Raw genomic sequence first — 14,675 nt, 5'->3', positions numbered from 1 at the left:
CGGATCTTGTGGGCATGGGCCACCATGGGCCCCATGGAGCAGCAGCACTCGGGTGAGACGAGCAACCAGGCCTACGACCCCGCTGCCGAGGTGGTCGAGATCTGTCGCGACCTGATCCGCATCGACACCACCAACTACGGTGACGACTCCGGGCCCGGGGAGCGCAAGGCGGCCGAGCATGTCGCCGCCCTGCTCGACGAGGTCGGGATCGAGGCGACGATCGTCGAGGGCGAGCCCGGCCGCGCCAACGTCCTCGCCCGCTGGGGCAGCGGGTCGGGCGATCCGCTGCTGCTGCACGGACACCTCGACGTCGTGCCGGCGGATGCCTCCGACTGGCAGGTCCACCCGTTCTCCGGCGAGATCCACGACGGCGCGGTCTGGGGGAGGGGCGCGGTCGACATGAAGGACTTCGACGCGATGCTGCTCTCCACCGTCCGCGCCCGTGCGCGCGCCGGCGCCGTGCCCGACCGGCCCCTCGTGCTCTGCTTCACCGCCGACGAGGAGGCCGGTGGCCACCGTGGCGCGGAGATCCTCGTCGACCAGCACCGCGAGTGGCTCGCCGACTGCACCGAGGCGGTCGGGGAGGTCGGCGGCTTCAGCGCCACCGTCCGCGGGCGCCGGGTCTACCTCGTGGAGGCCGCCGAGAAGGGGATGGCCTGGATGCGCCTGACCTCCCGGGGCCGGGCCGGCCACGGGTCCATGATCAACCGCGAGAACGCCGTCACGGCGCTGTCGGCGGCGGTCGCGCGGATCGGCACGCACCCCTGGCCTGTGCGGCTCACGCCGACGATGAAGGTGCTGCTCGCCAGCATCGGCGAGCTGGCCGGGACCGAGGCCACGCCCGAGAACGCCGAGTCCCTGATCGAGGAGTTCGGCAGCGCCGCGCGGATGCTCGGCGCCGTCATCCGCAACACGGCGAACCCGACCATGCTCGACGCCGGCTACAAGGTCAACGTGATCCCGACCGAGGCCAGCGCCCACGTCGACGGCCGTTTCCTGCCCGGGTTCGAGGACGAGTTCTTCGCGACGCTCGCCGAGCTCTGCGGCCCGGACGTCGACATCGACTTCGTCAGCCACCAGCAGCCGTGGGAGTCGCCGTACGAGGGTGACCTGGTCGACACCATGCACCGCTCGCTGCTCGCCGAGGACCCCGACGCGCTCGTCGCACCGTTCCTCATGAGCGGCGGCACCGACGCCAAGCACTTCCGCAAGCTGGGGATGCAGTCCTACGGCTTCACGCCGCTGCGGTTGCCGGCCGACCTGGACTTCACCGCGCTGTTCCACGGCGTCGACGAGCGGGTGCCGGTGGACTCGCTGGAGTTCGGCGCTCGGGTCTTCGACCGCTTCCTCGGCGATCTCGGACGTCCGGTCAGCTGAGGAGCAGCTGCTGCTGGCGCTGCCGGATGATCCGGCGGCGCAGGACGACCCGACGCGTGCCGTCGTGGTCGATGCGCACGCGCACCAGCTCCCAGCCGCCGTGCTCGGCGCGGTCGACGAGCAGCCGGGTCACAAACGACCGCGAGTGCTCGCGCGACAGCACGAGCCGCTCGAACTCGTACTCCACGCCCGGGCCCAGGGCCCGGCGGGCCTGCGCCTTGGCGGCCTTGTCGAGACGATGGCTCATGAACCCTCCCCGCTCGACACGTCGTCGAGCGCCTCGATGATCTCCGCGGGCAGGACGCAGTCCTCCACCGTCAGGGACCCGCGCAGCTGGTCTGCCGTGCGCGCCCCCAGGATCGGTGCGGTCACGCCCGGACGGTCGCGTACCCACGCGAGCGCGACCTCCATCAGGGACCAACCGAGCCCGTCGGCGGCGGCGGCCACCGCCTCGACCACACGTTGGGCCGACGGGTTGAGGTAGGCGCCGACGAACCCGGAGAAGTGCGGGGAAGCGGCGCGGGAGTCGGCCGGCGTACCGGTGCGGTACTTGCCCGTCAGCACGCCCCGGCCCAGTGGGGACCACGGCAGCAGACCGATGCCCAGCGCCTGGGCGCACGGGACGACCTCGGCCTCGACGGCCCGGTTGAGCAGGGAGTACTCACCCTGGTGCACGACCACCGGCGCGACCCCGCCCGCGCTGAGGGTGGCGGCGCGAGCGAGCTGCCAGCCGGCGTAGTTGGACACCCCGACGTACGCCGCCCGACCGCTGGTGACGGCGGTCTCGAGCGCCCCGAGGGTCTCCTCGAGCGGGACGTCGTCGGACCAGGTGTGCACCTGCCAGAGGTCCACGTGGTCGACACCGAGCCGCTGCAGCGACGCGTCGAGCGTGCGCAGCATGCGGCCGCGGGACAGGTCGGTGACCCGCTCGCCGCGGACCCGGCCGATGCCCGCCTTGGTCGCAATCACGAGGTCGTCGCGGGCGACGACGTCACCCACCAACGACCCCAGGAGCTCTTCGCTGGCACCGTCGCCGTAGCCCGCGGCGGTGTCGACGAGGGTGCCGCCGGCGTCGACGAAGGCCCGGAGCTGGTCCCGGGCCTCGTGCTCGTCGGTGTCCCGGCCCCAGGTCAGGGTGCCCAGCCCCAGCCGGGAGACCCGCAGGCCGGATCGGCCGAGCGCGCGCTGCTGCATGCCTGGAAACCTAGCGGGCACCCGTTCGCGCGCGCTGCTCGGCTCGCCGTAGCCTTGCGCGGTGCTCGACTACCTCCAGGCTGCCGTGCTCGGCCTGCTGCAGGGCCTCACGGAGTTCCTGCCGATCTCCAGCAGCGCCCACCTGCGCATCTTCCCGGAGCTGTTCGGCTGGGAGGACCCCGGTGCGGCCTTCACCGCGGTCTCGCAGATCGGCACCGAGGTCGCCGTGCTGCTCTACTTCCGCCACGACATCTGGCGCATCGGCAACGCCTGGGTCCGGTCCCTCTTCCGACCCGAGCTGCGCGGCCACCTCGACTCACGGATGGGGTGGTACGTGATCATCGGCTCGATCCCGGTCGTGATCCTCGGGCTGACCCTGGAGGACCTCATCGACCGGGAGTTCCGCAGCCTCTGGGTGGTCGCGGTGATGCTCATCGCCATGGGCCTCGTCCTCGGTGCAGCCGACCGCTGGGGCTCCATGAGGCGCACCACCGACGACCTGCGCCTGCGCGACGCCGTCCTCATGGGCCTGGCGCAGTCCGCGGCGCTGGTGCCCGGCGTCTCCCGGTCCGGGGCGACGATCTCGATGGGACGCGTCCTGGGCCTCGACCGTGCGGCGGCCACCCGCTTCGCCTTCCTGCTCGCTGTCCCCGCGGTCGTGGGCGCCGGGGTCTACAAGCTCAAGGACGTCTCCGGCTCGACCAACCCCTACGGCTGGGGACCGACCATCTTCGCGACCGCGATCGCGTTCGTGGTCGGGTACGCCGCCATCGCCTGGCTGCTGCGCTACGTCTCCACCCGTTCCTACACGCCGTTCGTCGTCTACCGCGTCGTCCTCGGCGTGGCGGTCCTGGGCCTTCTCACCGGCGGGGTCCTGACCGCCTGAGGTCTAGGCTCGGCCACCATGGCGACCGTCATCCTGGCCCGGCACGGGCGGAGCTCGGCCAATACCGCAGGTGTCCTCGCGGGGCGCTCACGCGGCGTGCACCTCGACGACCACGGCGTACGCCAGGCACGAGAGGCGGGGGAGCGGCTCGTCGGCCTGCGTCCGACCGCCGTGGTGACGAGCCCCCTCGAGCGGTGTCGCGAGACGGCCAAGGGCCTGCTCGCCGGGCTGGACCTCGACGTGCCGGTGACCCGCGAGAAGGGCCTCACCGAGTGCGACTACGGGACGTGGACGAACCAGCCGATCCGGGCCCTCACCAAGGAGCCGATGTGGCGCACGGTGCAGGCGCACCCCTCGGCCGCGCACTTCCCGGGCGGGGAGTCCCTGGCGGCGATGTCCGCCCGGGGGGTGGAGGCCGTACGCCGCTGGGACCGCGTGGCCGAGGAGGAGCACGGCGCGGACGCGATCTGGGTCGCGGTCAGCCACGGTGACGTGATCAAGGCGATCCTCGCCGACGCCCTCGGCCTGCACCTCGACGAGTTCCAGCGCATCGTCGTGGACCCCGGGTCGCTGTCGGTGGTGCGCTACACCCCCCAACGGGCCTTCGTGCTCGCGACCAACACCCAAGCCGGCTCCCTGGCCCACCTGGCCCCGCCGCCACGCAAGCGCAAGCGGCGCGCGACAGCCGCCGACGGCGACGCCGTGGTCGGTGGCACGACCGGGGTCTGAGCCCGCTGGACCAGTGCCCCTAGAGTCGAACCATGCCGGTCATCCACCGCTTCGACCCTCCCGAGCGCTTCGTCGCCGGGACCGTGGGCGAGCCAGGACAACGCACCTTCTTCCTGCAGGCCCGCGCCGGCACTCGGATCACCACGGTCGCGCTCGAGAAGCAGCAGGTCGCAGCGCTGGCCCACCGCATCGACGAGCTCCTCGACGAGGTGATGCGGGCGGCCGGTGAGGACGTCGTCGTGCCGGCCGTGACCCCGAAGGACCTCGCCGACGACCTGCCGCTGGAGCAGCCGATCGTCGAGGAGTTCCGCGCCGGCACCATGACGCTGGCCTGGGACGACAGCGACGACAGCGTGGTGGTCGAAGTCTTCCCCTTCACCGAGGAGTCGGTCATCGCGCCCGACCAGCCGGAGGAGGAGATCAGCGAACCCGAGCCCGCGGAGATCCTGCTCGTCCGGCTGCGACCCGGTCAGGCGCGCGCCTTCTGCGAGCGCGCCGAGCGGGTGGTCGCCGCCGGCCGGGCGCCGTGCCCGTTCTGCGGGGGACCGGTCGACCCGGAGGGTCACCTGTGTCCGCGCGCCAACGGCTTCAAGCGGTCCGGTGCGTGAGCCCCTCGCGACCACGGCACCGCTGCTGGCGGACGCGGAGCTGACGGTCGTCGGGCGGATCCTGCCCGCCTCGAACGCCACGCTGCTGGTGGAGATCGACGGCGTGCGTGCCGTCTACAAGCCCGTCGCGGGGGAGCGCCCGCTGTGGGACTTCCCCGACGGGACCCTCGCCGGCCGCGAGGTGGCGGCGTACCTCGTGAGTGAGGCCCTCGGCTGGGAGGTCGTGCCCCCGACCGTGCTGCGCGACGGTCCGGCGGGACCGGGGATGGTCCAGCTCTACGTCGAGCCGGACCCGAGCGCGCAGCCGGTGGACCTGGTGCCCGAGGGCACCCCGGCCCCGGGGTTCCGGCACGTGCTCTCGGCGATCGACGGGGACGGCCACCCGGTCGACCTCGTCCACGAGGACTGCGCCGCGCTGCGCCGCATGGCGGTCTTCGACGCGGTCATCAACAACGGCGACCGCAAGGGCGGGCACGTGATCGCCGTCGACGGCGGCCACCGCTACGGCGTCGACCACGGCGTGTCGATGAGCGTCGACCCCAAGCTGCGCACCGTGCTGTGGGGCTGGGCGGGCGAGGCGCTGCTGCCCGACGAGCGGGCCGCGGTCACGGCTCTCGTGGACGAGCTCGGCGACCAGGAGAGCCCGCTGGCGATGGCTCTGGATGCGCACGTGACCTCGGCGGAGGTCCGTGCCTGCCGGCGGCGCTGCCAGGACCTGCTACGCACCGGGGCACTGCCCTTCCCCAGTGGTGAGTGGCCGGCCATCCCATGGCCCGCCTTCTGAGACCCCCTCCCTAGACTGACCCCATGCACGCCTGGCCGAGTATCGACCCGCCCGACGTCAGCGACCTGGCATCGGCCGTCGCCGACGTGGCCGTGCGTGTGCACGACACCGCCTCCGACTCCCTGATGGAGCTGACCCCCGCCGACGGCACGGCGCGGCTCTACGTCTGTGGCATCACGCCGTACGACGCCACGCACCTCGGCCACGCCGCGACGTATGTCGCCTTCGACCTGCTCAACCGGGCGTGGCGCACCGCCGGCCACCGGGTGCAGTACGTCCAGAACGTCACCGACGTCGACGACCCGTTGCTCGAGCGCGCCACCCGTGACGGCGAGGACTGGCGCGAGCTCGCGCAGCGCCAGACCGACCTGTTCCGCACCGACATGGAGGCGCTCAACGTCCTCGCTCCGGCTGCCTACATCGGCGTCGTCGAGTCCATCCCGCTCGTCGTGGAGATGATCGAGGAGCTCCGCGCCGCGGGATCGGTCTACGCGGTCGAGGACGACCTCTACTTCTCCGTCTCCGCCGACCCGACCTTCGGAGAGGTCTCCGGCTGGACCCGTGAGCAGATGGCGGCGATCTTCGCCGAGCGCGGCGGCGACCCCGACCGTCCCGGCAAGAAGGACCCGCTCGACTGCCTGCTGTGGCGCGCCGAGCGTCCGGACGAGCCTGCCTGGGACTCCTCGCTGGGTCGCGGGCGCCCCGGGTGGCACACGGAGTGCTCGGCGATCGCCCGTGCCCACGCCGGGGGGCCCCTCGACGTCCAGGGCGGGGGGAGCGACCTGGTCTTCCCGCACCACGAGATGTCGGCCGCGCAGACCCAGGTGGTCGCGAACGGCGAGCGGTTCGCCCGTGCCTACGTCCACACCGGGATGGTGGCGCTCGACGGCGAGAAGATGTCGAAGTCCCTCGGCAACCTCGAGTTCGTCTCCCGGCTCCGGACGGCAGGTGTCGAGCCCGTCGCCATCCGACTCGCCCTGCTCTCCCAGCACTACCGCAGCGACTGGGAGTGGAGCAGCGACCTGCTGCGCGCTGCCGAGACGCGGCTGGCGACCTGGCGTGAGGCGGCCGCGTCGCGCCCCGACGGCGACGCCGGGCCCGTGTGCGGCGAGGTGCTCACCGCACTGCGTGCCGACCTCGACGCCCCGCGTGCGCTCGCGGCGCTGGACGCCTGGGCGGTCAGCGGGTCCGGCGGGGGAGACGCCGTACGCCGCCTCGTCGACGCCGCCCTCGGCGTCCGCCTCTGACGCCGCTCGGGTCCGCTCAGTCGGTCTGCGAGTCGTCGCGCCGCTTGAGGTAGCGCTCGAACTCGCGGGCGATCGCCTCGCCGCTGGCCTCGGGGAGCTCGGCGGTGTCGCGGCTCTCCTCGAGTGCCCGCACGTAGTCGGCGATCTCCTCGTCGTCCTCCGCCAGCTCGTCCACCCCGCGCTCCCACGCCCGGGCGTCCTCGGGCAGGGTGCCGAGCGGGATGCTGATCTCCAGCAGGTCCTCGAGCTGGCCGAGCAGCGCCAGGGTCGCCTTGGGGCACGGCGGCTGGGCGACGTAGTGGGGGACCGCCGCCCAGAACGACACGGCCGGGAAGTCCAACCGGGTGCAGGCATCCTCGAAGACCCCGACGATGCCCGTCGGTCCCTCGTAGCGCGACTGGTCGAGCTTCAGCCGGTCGGCGAGCTCGGGCTCGGAGGCCGTCCCGGTCACGGGGATGGGTCGCGTGTGCGGCGTGTCGGCGAGCAACGCGCCCAGCGTGACCACCATCTCGACCCCGAGCTCGTCGGCGCCGGCGAGCAGCTCGGCGCAGAACTGGCGCCAGCGCATGCTCGGCTCGATGCCGCGCAGCAGGACGATGTCGCGGCTCGCCCCGGGCGGGCGCGCGACCGAGAGCTGGGTCGACGGCCAGGTGATGCGCCGCATGCCCGCATCGTCGGTGCCGACGACGGGGCGGTTCATCTGGAAGTCGTAGAAGTCCTCGGGGTCGATGGCCGCGACGACCTGGGCGTCCCAGACGTCGATGAGGTGGTCGATCACCGCGGACGCAGCGTCGGCGGCGTCGTTCCATCCTTCGAACGCGGCGATCAGCACCGGCGCGGTCAGCGGGTCGACTTCCTCGATCTCGATCACACCTCCAGGTTAGGACGTCGGCCCATGTCAGCATGCGGAGAACCGCCGTCCGGTAGGCGGGCTCACCTACGCTGGCCGGGTGTCCGCGTCCCTCCACCGTCCCGATGTCACCGCCGAGCTGCGCGCTGCGCTGGAGCGCCGGATCCTGGTGATCGACGGGGCGATGGGCACCGCCATCCAGCGCGACCGGCCCAGCGAGGAGGGCTACCGCGGTGAGCGGTTCGCGCAGTGGCACAAGGACGTCCAGGGCAACAACGACCTGCTGACCATCACCCAGCCCGAGATCATCGCCGCGATCCACCGCGAGTACCTCGAGGCCGGCGCCGACATCATCGAGACCAACACCTTCAGCGCCAACTCCGTCGCCCTGGGCGACTACGGCATGGACGACCTCGCCTACGAGATCAACGTCGAGGCGGCGAAGCTGGCCCGCGCCGCGGCCGACGCGTTCAGCACACCGCAGCGACCGCGTTATGTCGCCGGTGCGATCGGTCCCACGACGCGCACGGCGTCGATCTCGCCCGACGTCAACGACCCCGCCGCGCGCAACGTCACCTGGGACGTGCTCGTCGAGGCCTACTCCACGGCTGCCCGTGGTCTCGTCGACGGTGGCGCCGACATCCTCCTGATCGAGACGATCTTCGACACCCTCAACGCCAAGGCCGCGATCTTCGCGATCCGCTCCCTGTTCGACGAGCTCGGCCGGCAGTGGCCGGTCATCGTCTCGGGCACCATCACCGACGCCTCGGGGCGCACCCTGTCGGGGCAGACGACCGAGGCGTTCTGGAACTCGGTGCGGCACGTCGAACCCCTCGCCGTCGGTCTCAACTGTGCGCTGGGCGCGAAGGAGATGCGGCCGTTCCTCGCCGAGCTCGCTCGGGTGGCCGACACCTATGTCTCCTGCTATCCCAACGCCGGGTTGCCGAACGCCTTCGGTGAGTACGACGAGGCCGCCGCCGAGACCGCAGCGATCCTCGAGGGCTTCGTGGCCGACGGGCTGGTCAATCTCGTCGGCGGGTGCTGCGGCACCACCCCCGAGCACATCGCTGCGATCGCGCCCGTGGCCGCGCAGGGCACCCCGCGGGTCGTCCCCAGTGTCGACCCGGCACTGCGCCTGGCCGGTCTCGAACCGATGACCGTGACCGCCGACTCGCTCTTCGTCAACGTGGGGGAGCGCACCAATATCACCGGGTCGGCCCGGTTCCGCCGGTTGATCAAGGACGGCGACTACGACGCTGCCCTGTCGGTCGCCGCGCAGCAGGTCGAGTCCGGTGCGCAGGTCATCGACGTCAACATGGACGAGGGGATGATCGACGGCGTCGCCGCCATGGAGCGGTTCCTGCGGCTGGTCGCCTCCGAGCCCGACATCTCCCGCGTGCCGATCATGGTCGACTCCTCGAAGTGGGAGGTCATCGAGGCCGGCCTGAAGTGCGTGCAGGGCAAGCCGATCGTCAACTCCATCTCCCTCAAGGAGGGGGAGGAGGCGTTCGTCGAGCACGCCCGTCTGTGCCGCAGCTACGGCGCCGCGGTCGTGGTCATGGCCTTCGACGAGGACGGCCAGGCCGACAACCTCGAGCGGCGCAAGGAGATCTGTGGGCGTGCCTACCGGATCCTGACCGAGGAGGTCGGCTTCCCGCGCGAGGACATCATCTTCGACCCCAACGTCTTCGCCGTCGCGACCGGCATCGAGGAGCACGCCTCCTACGGACTCGACTTCATCGAAGCCACGAGCTGGATCAAGGAGAACCTCCCCGGCGCGCTCGTGTCGGGCGGCATCTCCAACGTCTCCTTCTCCTTCCGGGGCAACAACCCGGTCCGGGAGGCGATCCACGCGGTCTTTCTCTTCCACGCCATCCGCGCCGGTCTCGACATGGGCATCGTGAACGCCGGCGCGCTGGTCGTCTTCGACCAGGTCGACCCGGAGCTGCGCGAGCGCATCGAGGACGTCGTCCTCAACCGCCGCCCCGACGCGGCCGAGCGGCTGCTGGAGATCGCCGAGAAGCACAACCGCGCCGCCGACGAGGTCGAGCCGGAGGCAGAGGAGTGGCGCAGCCTGCCGCCCGCGGAGCGCATCACGCACGCGCTGGTCAAGGGCATCGACGCCCACGTCGAGGCCGACACCGAGGAGCTGCGCGCTGAGGTCGAGGCCCGTGGTGGCGCGCCGATCGAAGTCATCGAGGGTCCCCTGATGGACGGCATGGGCGTCGTCGGCGACCTGTTCGGCGCCGGCAAGATGTTCCTGCCCCAGGTCGTGAAGTCCGCCCGCGTGATGAAGAAGGCCGTGGCCTACCTGATCCCCTTCATCGAGGCGCGCAAGGCGGCTACCGGCGTCGAGGACCGCGGCAGCAACGGCACGATCGTGATGGCCACCGTCAAGGGCGACGTCCACGACATCGGCAAGAACATCGTCGGCGTCGTGCTGCAGTGCAACAACTACGAGGTGATCGACCTCGGCGTGATGGTGCCGGCGCAGCAGATCCTCGACACCGCGCGGGAGAAGAACGCCGACATCATCGGTGTGTCCGGCCTGATCACCCCCTCACTCGACGAGATGGTCAACCTCGCCACCGAGATGGAGCGCCAAGGGCTCTCGATCCCGTTGCTCATCGGTGGCGCCACGACGTCGCGCGCCCACACGGCCGTGAAGATCGACCCCAAGTACTCCCAGCCGGTCGTCTGGGTCAAGGACGCCTCGCGCTCGGTCCCGGTCGCCTCCGCGCTGCTGTCGGAGGGTCGCCGCGAGGGATTGCTCGCCGACCTGGCCGCCGACTACGACTCGCTCCGTGAGCGGCACGCGGCCCGCAACCAGCAGCGTCCTCTCGTGCGGCTGGAGGATGCGCGTGCCGACCGAACGCCGATCGACTGGGCGGACTACGTGCCGCCGCAGCCCCGGGCGCCGGGCATCACCGTGTTCGAGGACGAGAACCTCGCTGAGCTGCGGGACTACATCGACTGGCAGCCGTTCTTCAACTCGTGGGAGATGAAGGGGTCGTTCCCCGACATCCTCAACAACCCCGCCACCGGGGAGGCCGCGCGCCGGCTCTACGACGACGCCCAGGAGATGCTCGACCGGCTCATTGCCGAGAGGTGGCTGCGCGCCAGCGCAGTCGTCGGGTTGTTCCCGGCCGCGTCGGTCGGTGACGACATCGAGGTCTACGCCGACGACACCCGCACCGAGGTGCGCACCGTGCTGCATCAGCTGCGCCAGCAGGGCCAGCACCGCGCCGGCGTACCCCACAAGTGTCTGGCCGACTTCGTGGCGCCCCGCGAGACCGGGCTGTCCGACTGGGTGGGTGCGTTCGCGGTGACCGCGGGCATCGGGTCGCAGCAGAAGGTGCTGGAGTTCAAGGAGCAGCTCGACGACTACTCCGCGATCCTCCTCGAGTCCCTGGCCGACCGGCTGGCCGAGGCGTTCGCCGAGCGCATGCACGAGCGCGTACGCCGCGAGCTGTGGGGCTACGCCGCCGACGAGGAGTGGACCAACGCCGACCTGATCAAGGAGCGCTACCAGGGTATTCGCCCTGCGCCCGGATACCCGGCGTGCCCGGAGCACACCGAGAAGCAGACCCTGTGGGAGCTGCTCGACGTCGAGGAGCGTGCCGGCATCCAGCTCACCGAGAGCATGGCGATGTGGCCGGGCGCCTCGGTCAGCGGCTGGTACTTCTCCCACCCCGACTCGCAGTACTTCGTCGTGGGCCGGATCTCCCAGGAGCAGGTCGAGGACTACGCCCGGCGCAAGGGGTGGACCAAGCAGGAGGCTGAGCGGTGGCTGGCCCCCAACCTCGCCTACGAGCCCGAGGACTGAGCGTGGCGGCAACGGACGTCCGGACGCCGGCGGCCGTGCTGTGGGACATGGACGGCACGATCGTCGACACCGAGCCGTACTGGATTGCGGCCGAGTTCGAGCTCGCCGAGCAGTACGGGGGGTCGTGGAGCGAGGAGCACGCGCTGCAGCTCGTCGGCAACGACCTCCTGACCTCCGGTCGCTACATCGCCGAGCACGCGGGCGTGCCGCTCGAGCCGGCCCAGATCGTCGAGGAACTCCTCGACCGGGTGACCGCGCGGATGCGCACCGAGGTGCCGTGGTGTCCGGGTGCGCGCGAGCTGTTGGCTGAGCTCGGGGAGCGCGGCGTGCCGTGTGCGCTGGTGACGATGTCCTACACGCGCTTCGTCCAGCCGATGCTGGACGCCCTCCCTGCGGGAACCTTCGCCGCCATCGTGACCGGTGACACCGTGACCCACGGCAAGCCGCATCCCGAGCCGTACCTGAAGGCAGCACGCCTGCTCGACGTGCCCGCCGAGGACTGCCTGGCCATCGAGGACAGCAACACCGGCGCCCGGTCCGCGGAGGCCGCCGGTTGTCGCGTGCTCGCGGTGCCCAACCACGTCCCGGTCCTCCCGGGACCGGGACGCGTCGTGCGTTCCTCGGGGCTGGCCGGGATCCGGGTGGCCGACCTGTGGGAAGCGTACGTCGGTCAGTAGCGCGGCTTGTTGCGGTTCTTGAACTTCTCGATCGCGATCAGTCGGTTCGCCTGGGTGTCCCTCCTCAGAGGGACCCGGACCACCCACGTGCGGGACACCGAGGGGCAGTTCACATAGAAGATGTACCTCGTCGCCCGGAACTCCCGACCGCGCTGGTACCACCGGATGCGGTGCTTGCCCTTCTTCGGGATGGTCCAGGTGCGGTTGACCGTGGTCGTCCGCCGGGTCGTGGTGGTGGTGTTCTTGTTCCACTGGTGGTTGTAGGTCGCTGACGCCTCGCCGAGTGGGAGCTTCAACTTCCCCTCGCCACCGACCGCTCTGCTGGAACCGCGGGCCTGGGAGTAGTCCTTGCCCTCCGTCCAGCTGATGGACACCGAGCCCTCGCCGGCGGTCCACGGACCGGCGAGGCTGCTGGGGATCCAGACGCCCCTGCCCTTGCCGGTGATCACCGACTCCTCGCGCTTGGTGCATCCCTGCGACGCCGAGGCAGAAGGGCTCCCAAGAGCGACGACGCCCACCGTGCTGACGATCGTGCCGGCGGCGAAGATCGCCACCGTCGACCGAAGGCGAGTCCTGACCATTGCTTCCCCCTGATGATCCGAGACGGCCGCAGATGATCGGCGTGTCCCCCGAGTGTTCCGGTCAGGATAGGACGTCGGCCGCTCGAGGAGTAGGGGTCGCAGGCAACGGGGGAGGGGTGCCGCCCCACGCCGGGCACAGCGCCTGGTAGGCGCACCAGGAGCATGGCGGTCGCTCCCCGGGCAACCACTCACCGGACGCCTCGGCAGACCGGATCGCCCGCCAGACGGCGAGCGCGCGCTGCTCGGTGCGTCGCAGGTCGTCGGCGTCCGGGGCGATGCTCAGCACCGTGCCGTCGGCGACGTAGAGCAGCTGCAAGACGGTCGGTAGGACGCCACGGGTGCGCCACAGCAACAGCGCATAGAAGCGCAGCTGGAACAACGCCGCCGCCTCGTAGCGCTCGCCGGGCGGACGGCCGGTCTTGTAGTCGACGATCCGCAGTGCTCCATCGGGAGCGGCGTCGACCCGGTCGATGATCCCGCGCAGGACGACCCCGGACTCGTGCAGGTGCTCGAGGAAGAGCTCGCGCTCCGCGGGCTCGATGCTGCGCGGATCCTCCAGCACGAAGTAGCGCTCGACGATCGCTGCCGCCGTCTCCAGCCAGCGGTCGCGCTCCTCGTCGTCAGCGTGCAGATCGAGGCACTCCGGCTCGAGGGCCACCAGGTCCTGCCAGGCCGGCGCGAGCAGCTGGACCGCCGCCGCAGGCGTGCGCTCCGCAGCGGGCAGGTCGAAGAGGCGTTCCAGGACGAGGTGCACCAGGGTGCCGCGGACGGCCTCGGCCGAGGGCGGCTCGGGCAGCCGGTCGATCGCGCGGAAGCGGTAGCGCAACGGACACATGACGAACTCCGCAGCCCGCGAGGGAGAGAGCGAGGGTGCCTCGGACGTCATGAGGCCGACCTTAAGGCGCTGGACCGACATCGACCTCGTAGGCTCCCGCGGGTGAGCAACGAGCAGCCGTCCGCGCCCTCCGGCGTCCGCCGAGGTCCCCTCGAGTCCGGGGAATGGGTGCGGCTGACCGACGCCAAGGGCCGGCGGCGCAACCTGCGCCTGGAGGCGGGCAAGCAGTACTTCACCAACCGGGGCGCCATCGACCACGACGCCCTGATCGGGCGCGAGGAGGGCTTCACCGTCACGAGCACGCTCGGGGCGGACTACCTGGTGTTCCGTCCGCTCCTCAACGAGTACGTCGTGTCGATGCCCCGCGGGGCCGCCGTGGTCTACCCGAAGGACGCCGCCCAGATCGTCGCGATGGCCGACATCTACCCCGGTGCGGTCGTGGTGGAAGCGGGCGCAGGCTCCGGCGCCCTCACCTGCAGCCTGCTGCGCGCCGTCGGCGCCGAGGGTCGGGTGTCGTCCTTCGAGCGCCGTGACGACTTCGCCGCGATCGCCGAGAAGAACGTCGACCAGTTCTTCGGCGACGTCCCCGCCACCTGGACCCTCACCGTGGGCGACCTCGCCGAGGCGCTGCCCCAGGTCGAGGCGCCCGGCTCGGTCGACCGCGTCATCCTCGACATGCTCGCACCGTGGGACTGCATCGATGCCGTCGCGACCGCGCTCCGGGCCGGTGGGATCGTCTGCTGCTACGTCGCCACGACCACGCAGCTGAGTCGGGTCGTGGAGACCCTGCGCGCCCACGGGGAGTTCACCGAGCCGCAGCCGTGGGAGACGCTGGTCCGGGAGTGGCACGTCGAGGGTCTCGCGGTGCGCCCGGCCCACTCCATGAACGGACACACCGGCTTCCTCGTGACCGCGCGGCGGATGAGCCCGGGAGAGCGCGCACCGGTCAAGAAGCGGCGTCCGGCGCCGGGTGCCTACGGGACCGACTACACGGGCCCGCGGCCCACCGGCGTCCCAGCACCCGAGACGACGCCGGATCCGTGACCAATCGGTGACCCACCCGGGGCGGATATCCCGGGTG

Annotated in this window: 14 protein-coding genes; 9 read left to right on the top strand and 5 right to left on the bottom strand. The window is 71.4% G+C overall.

Features of this window, described 5'->3' with window-relative positions:
• The first annotated feature begins 33 nt into the window (after positions 1-33).
• Positions 34-1,377 carry a M20/M25/M40 family metallo-hydrolase gene (locus tag J2S59_RS14260; RefSeq protein ID WP_068118548.1) on the top strand — a complete coding sequence of 448 codons (1,344 nt, stop codon included), beginning with the start codon at positions 34-36 and terminating at the stop codon, positions 1,375-1,377.
• Here J2S59_RS14260 and J2S59_RS14255 read toward each other — a convergent pair.
• Both J2S59_RS14255 and J2S59_RS14250 read right to left on the bottom strand, forming a co-directional pair.
• A complete protein-coding gene (locus J2S59_RS14255) occupies positions 1,370-1,624 on the bottom strand; it encodes a DUF5703 family protein (RefSeq protein ID WP_220138339.1) in 255 nt (84 codons plus the stop codon). The two genes, J2S59_RS14260 and J2S59_RS14255, sit on opposite strands and share 8 nt — an antisense overlap.
• The gene (locus J2S59_RS14250) at positions 1,621-2,571 is read right to left on the bottom strand and encodes an aldo/keto reductase (RefSeq protein ID WP_068118546.1); all 951 of its coding nucleotides are present in this window, start codon (positions 2,569-2,571) and stop codon (positions 1,621-1,623) included. Before J2S59_RS14250 ends, J2S59_RS14255 begins: the two co-directional genes overlap by 4 nt.
• Before the next feature lie 61 nt (positions 2,572-2,632).
• Here J2S59_RS14250 and J2S59_RS14245 point away from each other — a divergent pair, with 61 nt between their 5' ends.
• The 5 genes from J2S59_RS14245 to mshC are packed head-to-tail and all read left to right on the top strand — an operon-like array spanning position 2,633 to position 6,825.
• Entirely contained in the window at positions 2,633-3,457 is an 825-nt protein-coding gene (locus J2S59_RS14245) for an undecaprenyl-diphosphate phosphatase (RefSeq protein ID WP_306825236.1), read from the top strand.
• Between the two features lie 18 nt (positions 3,458-3,475).
• Positions 3,476-4,186, top strand: coding sequence for an MSMEG_4193 family putative phosphomutase (locus tag J2S59_RS14240; RefSeq protein ID WP_068117830.1), 711 nt, complete (start codon positions 3,476-3,478; stop codon positions 4,184-4,186).
• Positions 4,187-4,218: 32 nt separating this feature from the next.
• Positions 4,219-4,794 carry a DUF3090 domain-containing protein gene (locus J2S59_RS14235; RefSeq protein ID WP_068117828.1) on the top strand — a complete coding sequence of 192 codons (576 nt, stop codon included), beginning with the start codon at positions 4,219-4,221 and terminating at the stop codon, positions 4,792-4,794.
• On the top strand, positions 4,787-5,578 hold the full coding sequence (locus J2S59_RS14230) for an SCO1664 family protein (protein WP_246360143.1): 792 nt from the start codon (positions 4,787-4,789) through the stop codon (positions 5,576-5,578). Before J2S59_RS14235 ends, J2S59_RS14230 begins: the two co-directional genes overlap by 8 nt.
• A 23-nt stretch (positions 5,579-5,601) precedes the next feature.
• Positions 5,602-6,825, top strand: a complete 1,224-nt coding sequence (mshC, locus tag J2S59_RS14225) for a cysteine--1-D-myo-inosityl 2-amino-2-deoxy-alpha-D-glucopyranoside ligase (RefSeq protein WP_068117825.1) — start codon at positions 5,602-5,604, stop codon at positions 6,823-6,825.
• A 16-nt stretch (positions 6,826-6,841) separates the two neighbouring features.
• Here mshC and J2S59_RS14220 read toward each other — a convergent pair whose 3' ends face one another.
• Positions 6,842-7,696: a PAC2 family protein gene (locus tag J2S59_RS14220; protein WP_068117823.1), complete on the bottom strand. Its 855-nt coding sequence runs from the start codon at positions 7,694-7,696 to the stop codon at positions 6,842-6,844.
• A 163-nt stretch (positions 7,697-7,859) separates the two neighbouring features.
• Here J2S59_RS14220 and metH point away from each other — a divergent pair, with 163 nt between their 5' ends.
• The gene (gene metH / locus J2S59_RS14215) at positions 7,860-11,501 is read left to right on the top strand and encodes a methionine synthase (protein ID WP_246360144.1); all 3,642 of its coding nucleotides are present in this window, start codon (positions 7,860-7,862) and stop codon (positions 11,499-11,501) included.
• A gap of 2 nt (positions 11,502-11,503) precedes the next feature.
• The gene (locus J2S59_RS14210) at positions 11,504-12,178 is read left to right on the top strand and encodes an HAD family hydrolase (protein ID WP_246360142.1); all 675 of its coding nucleotides are present in this window, start codon (positions 11,504-11,506) and stop codon (positions 12,176-12,178) included.
• Here J2S59_RS14210 and J2S59_RS14205 read toward each other — a convergent pair.
• Positions 12,172-12,759, bottom strand: coding sequence for a hypothetical protein (locus tag J2S59_RS14205; RefSeq protein WP_306825235.1), 588 nt, complete (start codon positions 12,757-12,759; stop codon positions 12,172-12,174). The two genes, J2S59_RS14210 and J2S59_RS14205, sit on opposite strands and share 7 nt — an antisense overlap.
• 61 nt (positions 12,760-12,820) lie before the next feature.
• Positions 12,821-13,645, bottom strand: a complete 825-nt coding sequence (locus J2S59_RS14200) for a RecB family exonuclease (RefSeq protein WP_246360139.1) — start codon at positions 13,643-13,645, stop codon at positions 12,821-12,823.
• 51 nt (positions 13,646-13,696) lie between these two features.
• On the opposite strand from J2S59_RS14200, the gene J2S59_RS14195 reads away from it, so the two are divergent.
• Positions 13,697-14,638, top strand: a complete 942-nt coding sequence (locus tag J2S59_RS14195) for a tRNA (adenine-N1)-methyltransferase (RefSeq protein ID WP_068117810.1) — start codon at positions 13,697-13,699, stop codon at positions 14,636-14,638.
• The last annotated feature ends 37 nt before the right edge of the window (positions 14,639-14,675 follow it).

The organism is Nocardioides massiliensis (assembly GCF_030811215.1).
GTDB lineage: Bacteria > Actinomycetota > Actinomycetes > Propionibacteriales > Nocardioidaceae > Nocardioides_A > Nocardioides_A massiliensis.
The sequence above is the reverse complement of the archived record's forward strand: the minus strand, read 5'-3'. Positions and strand labels throughout refer to the sequence as shown.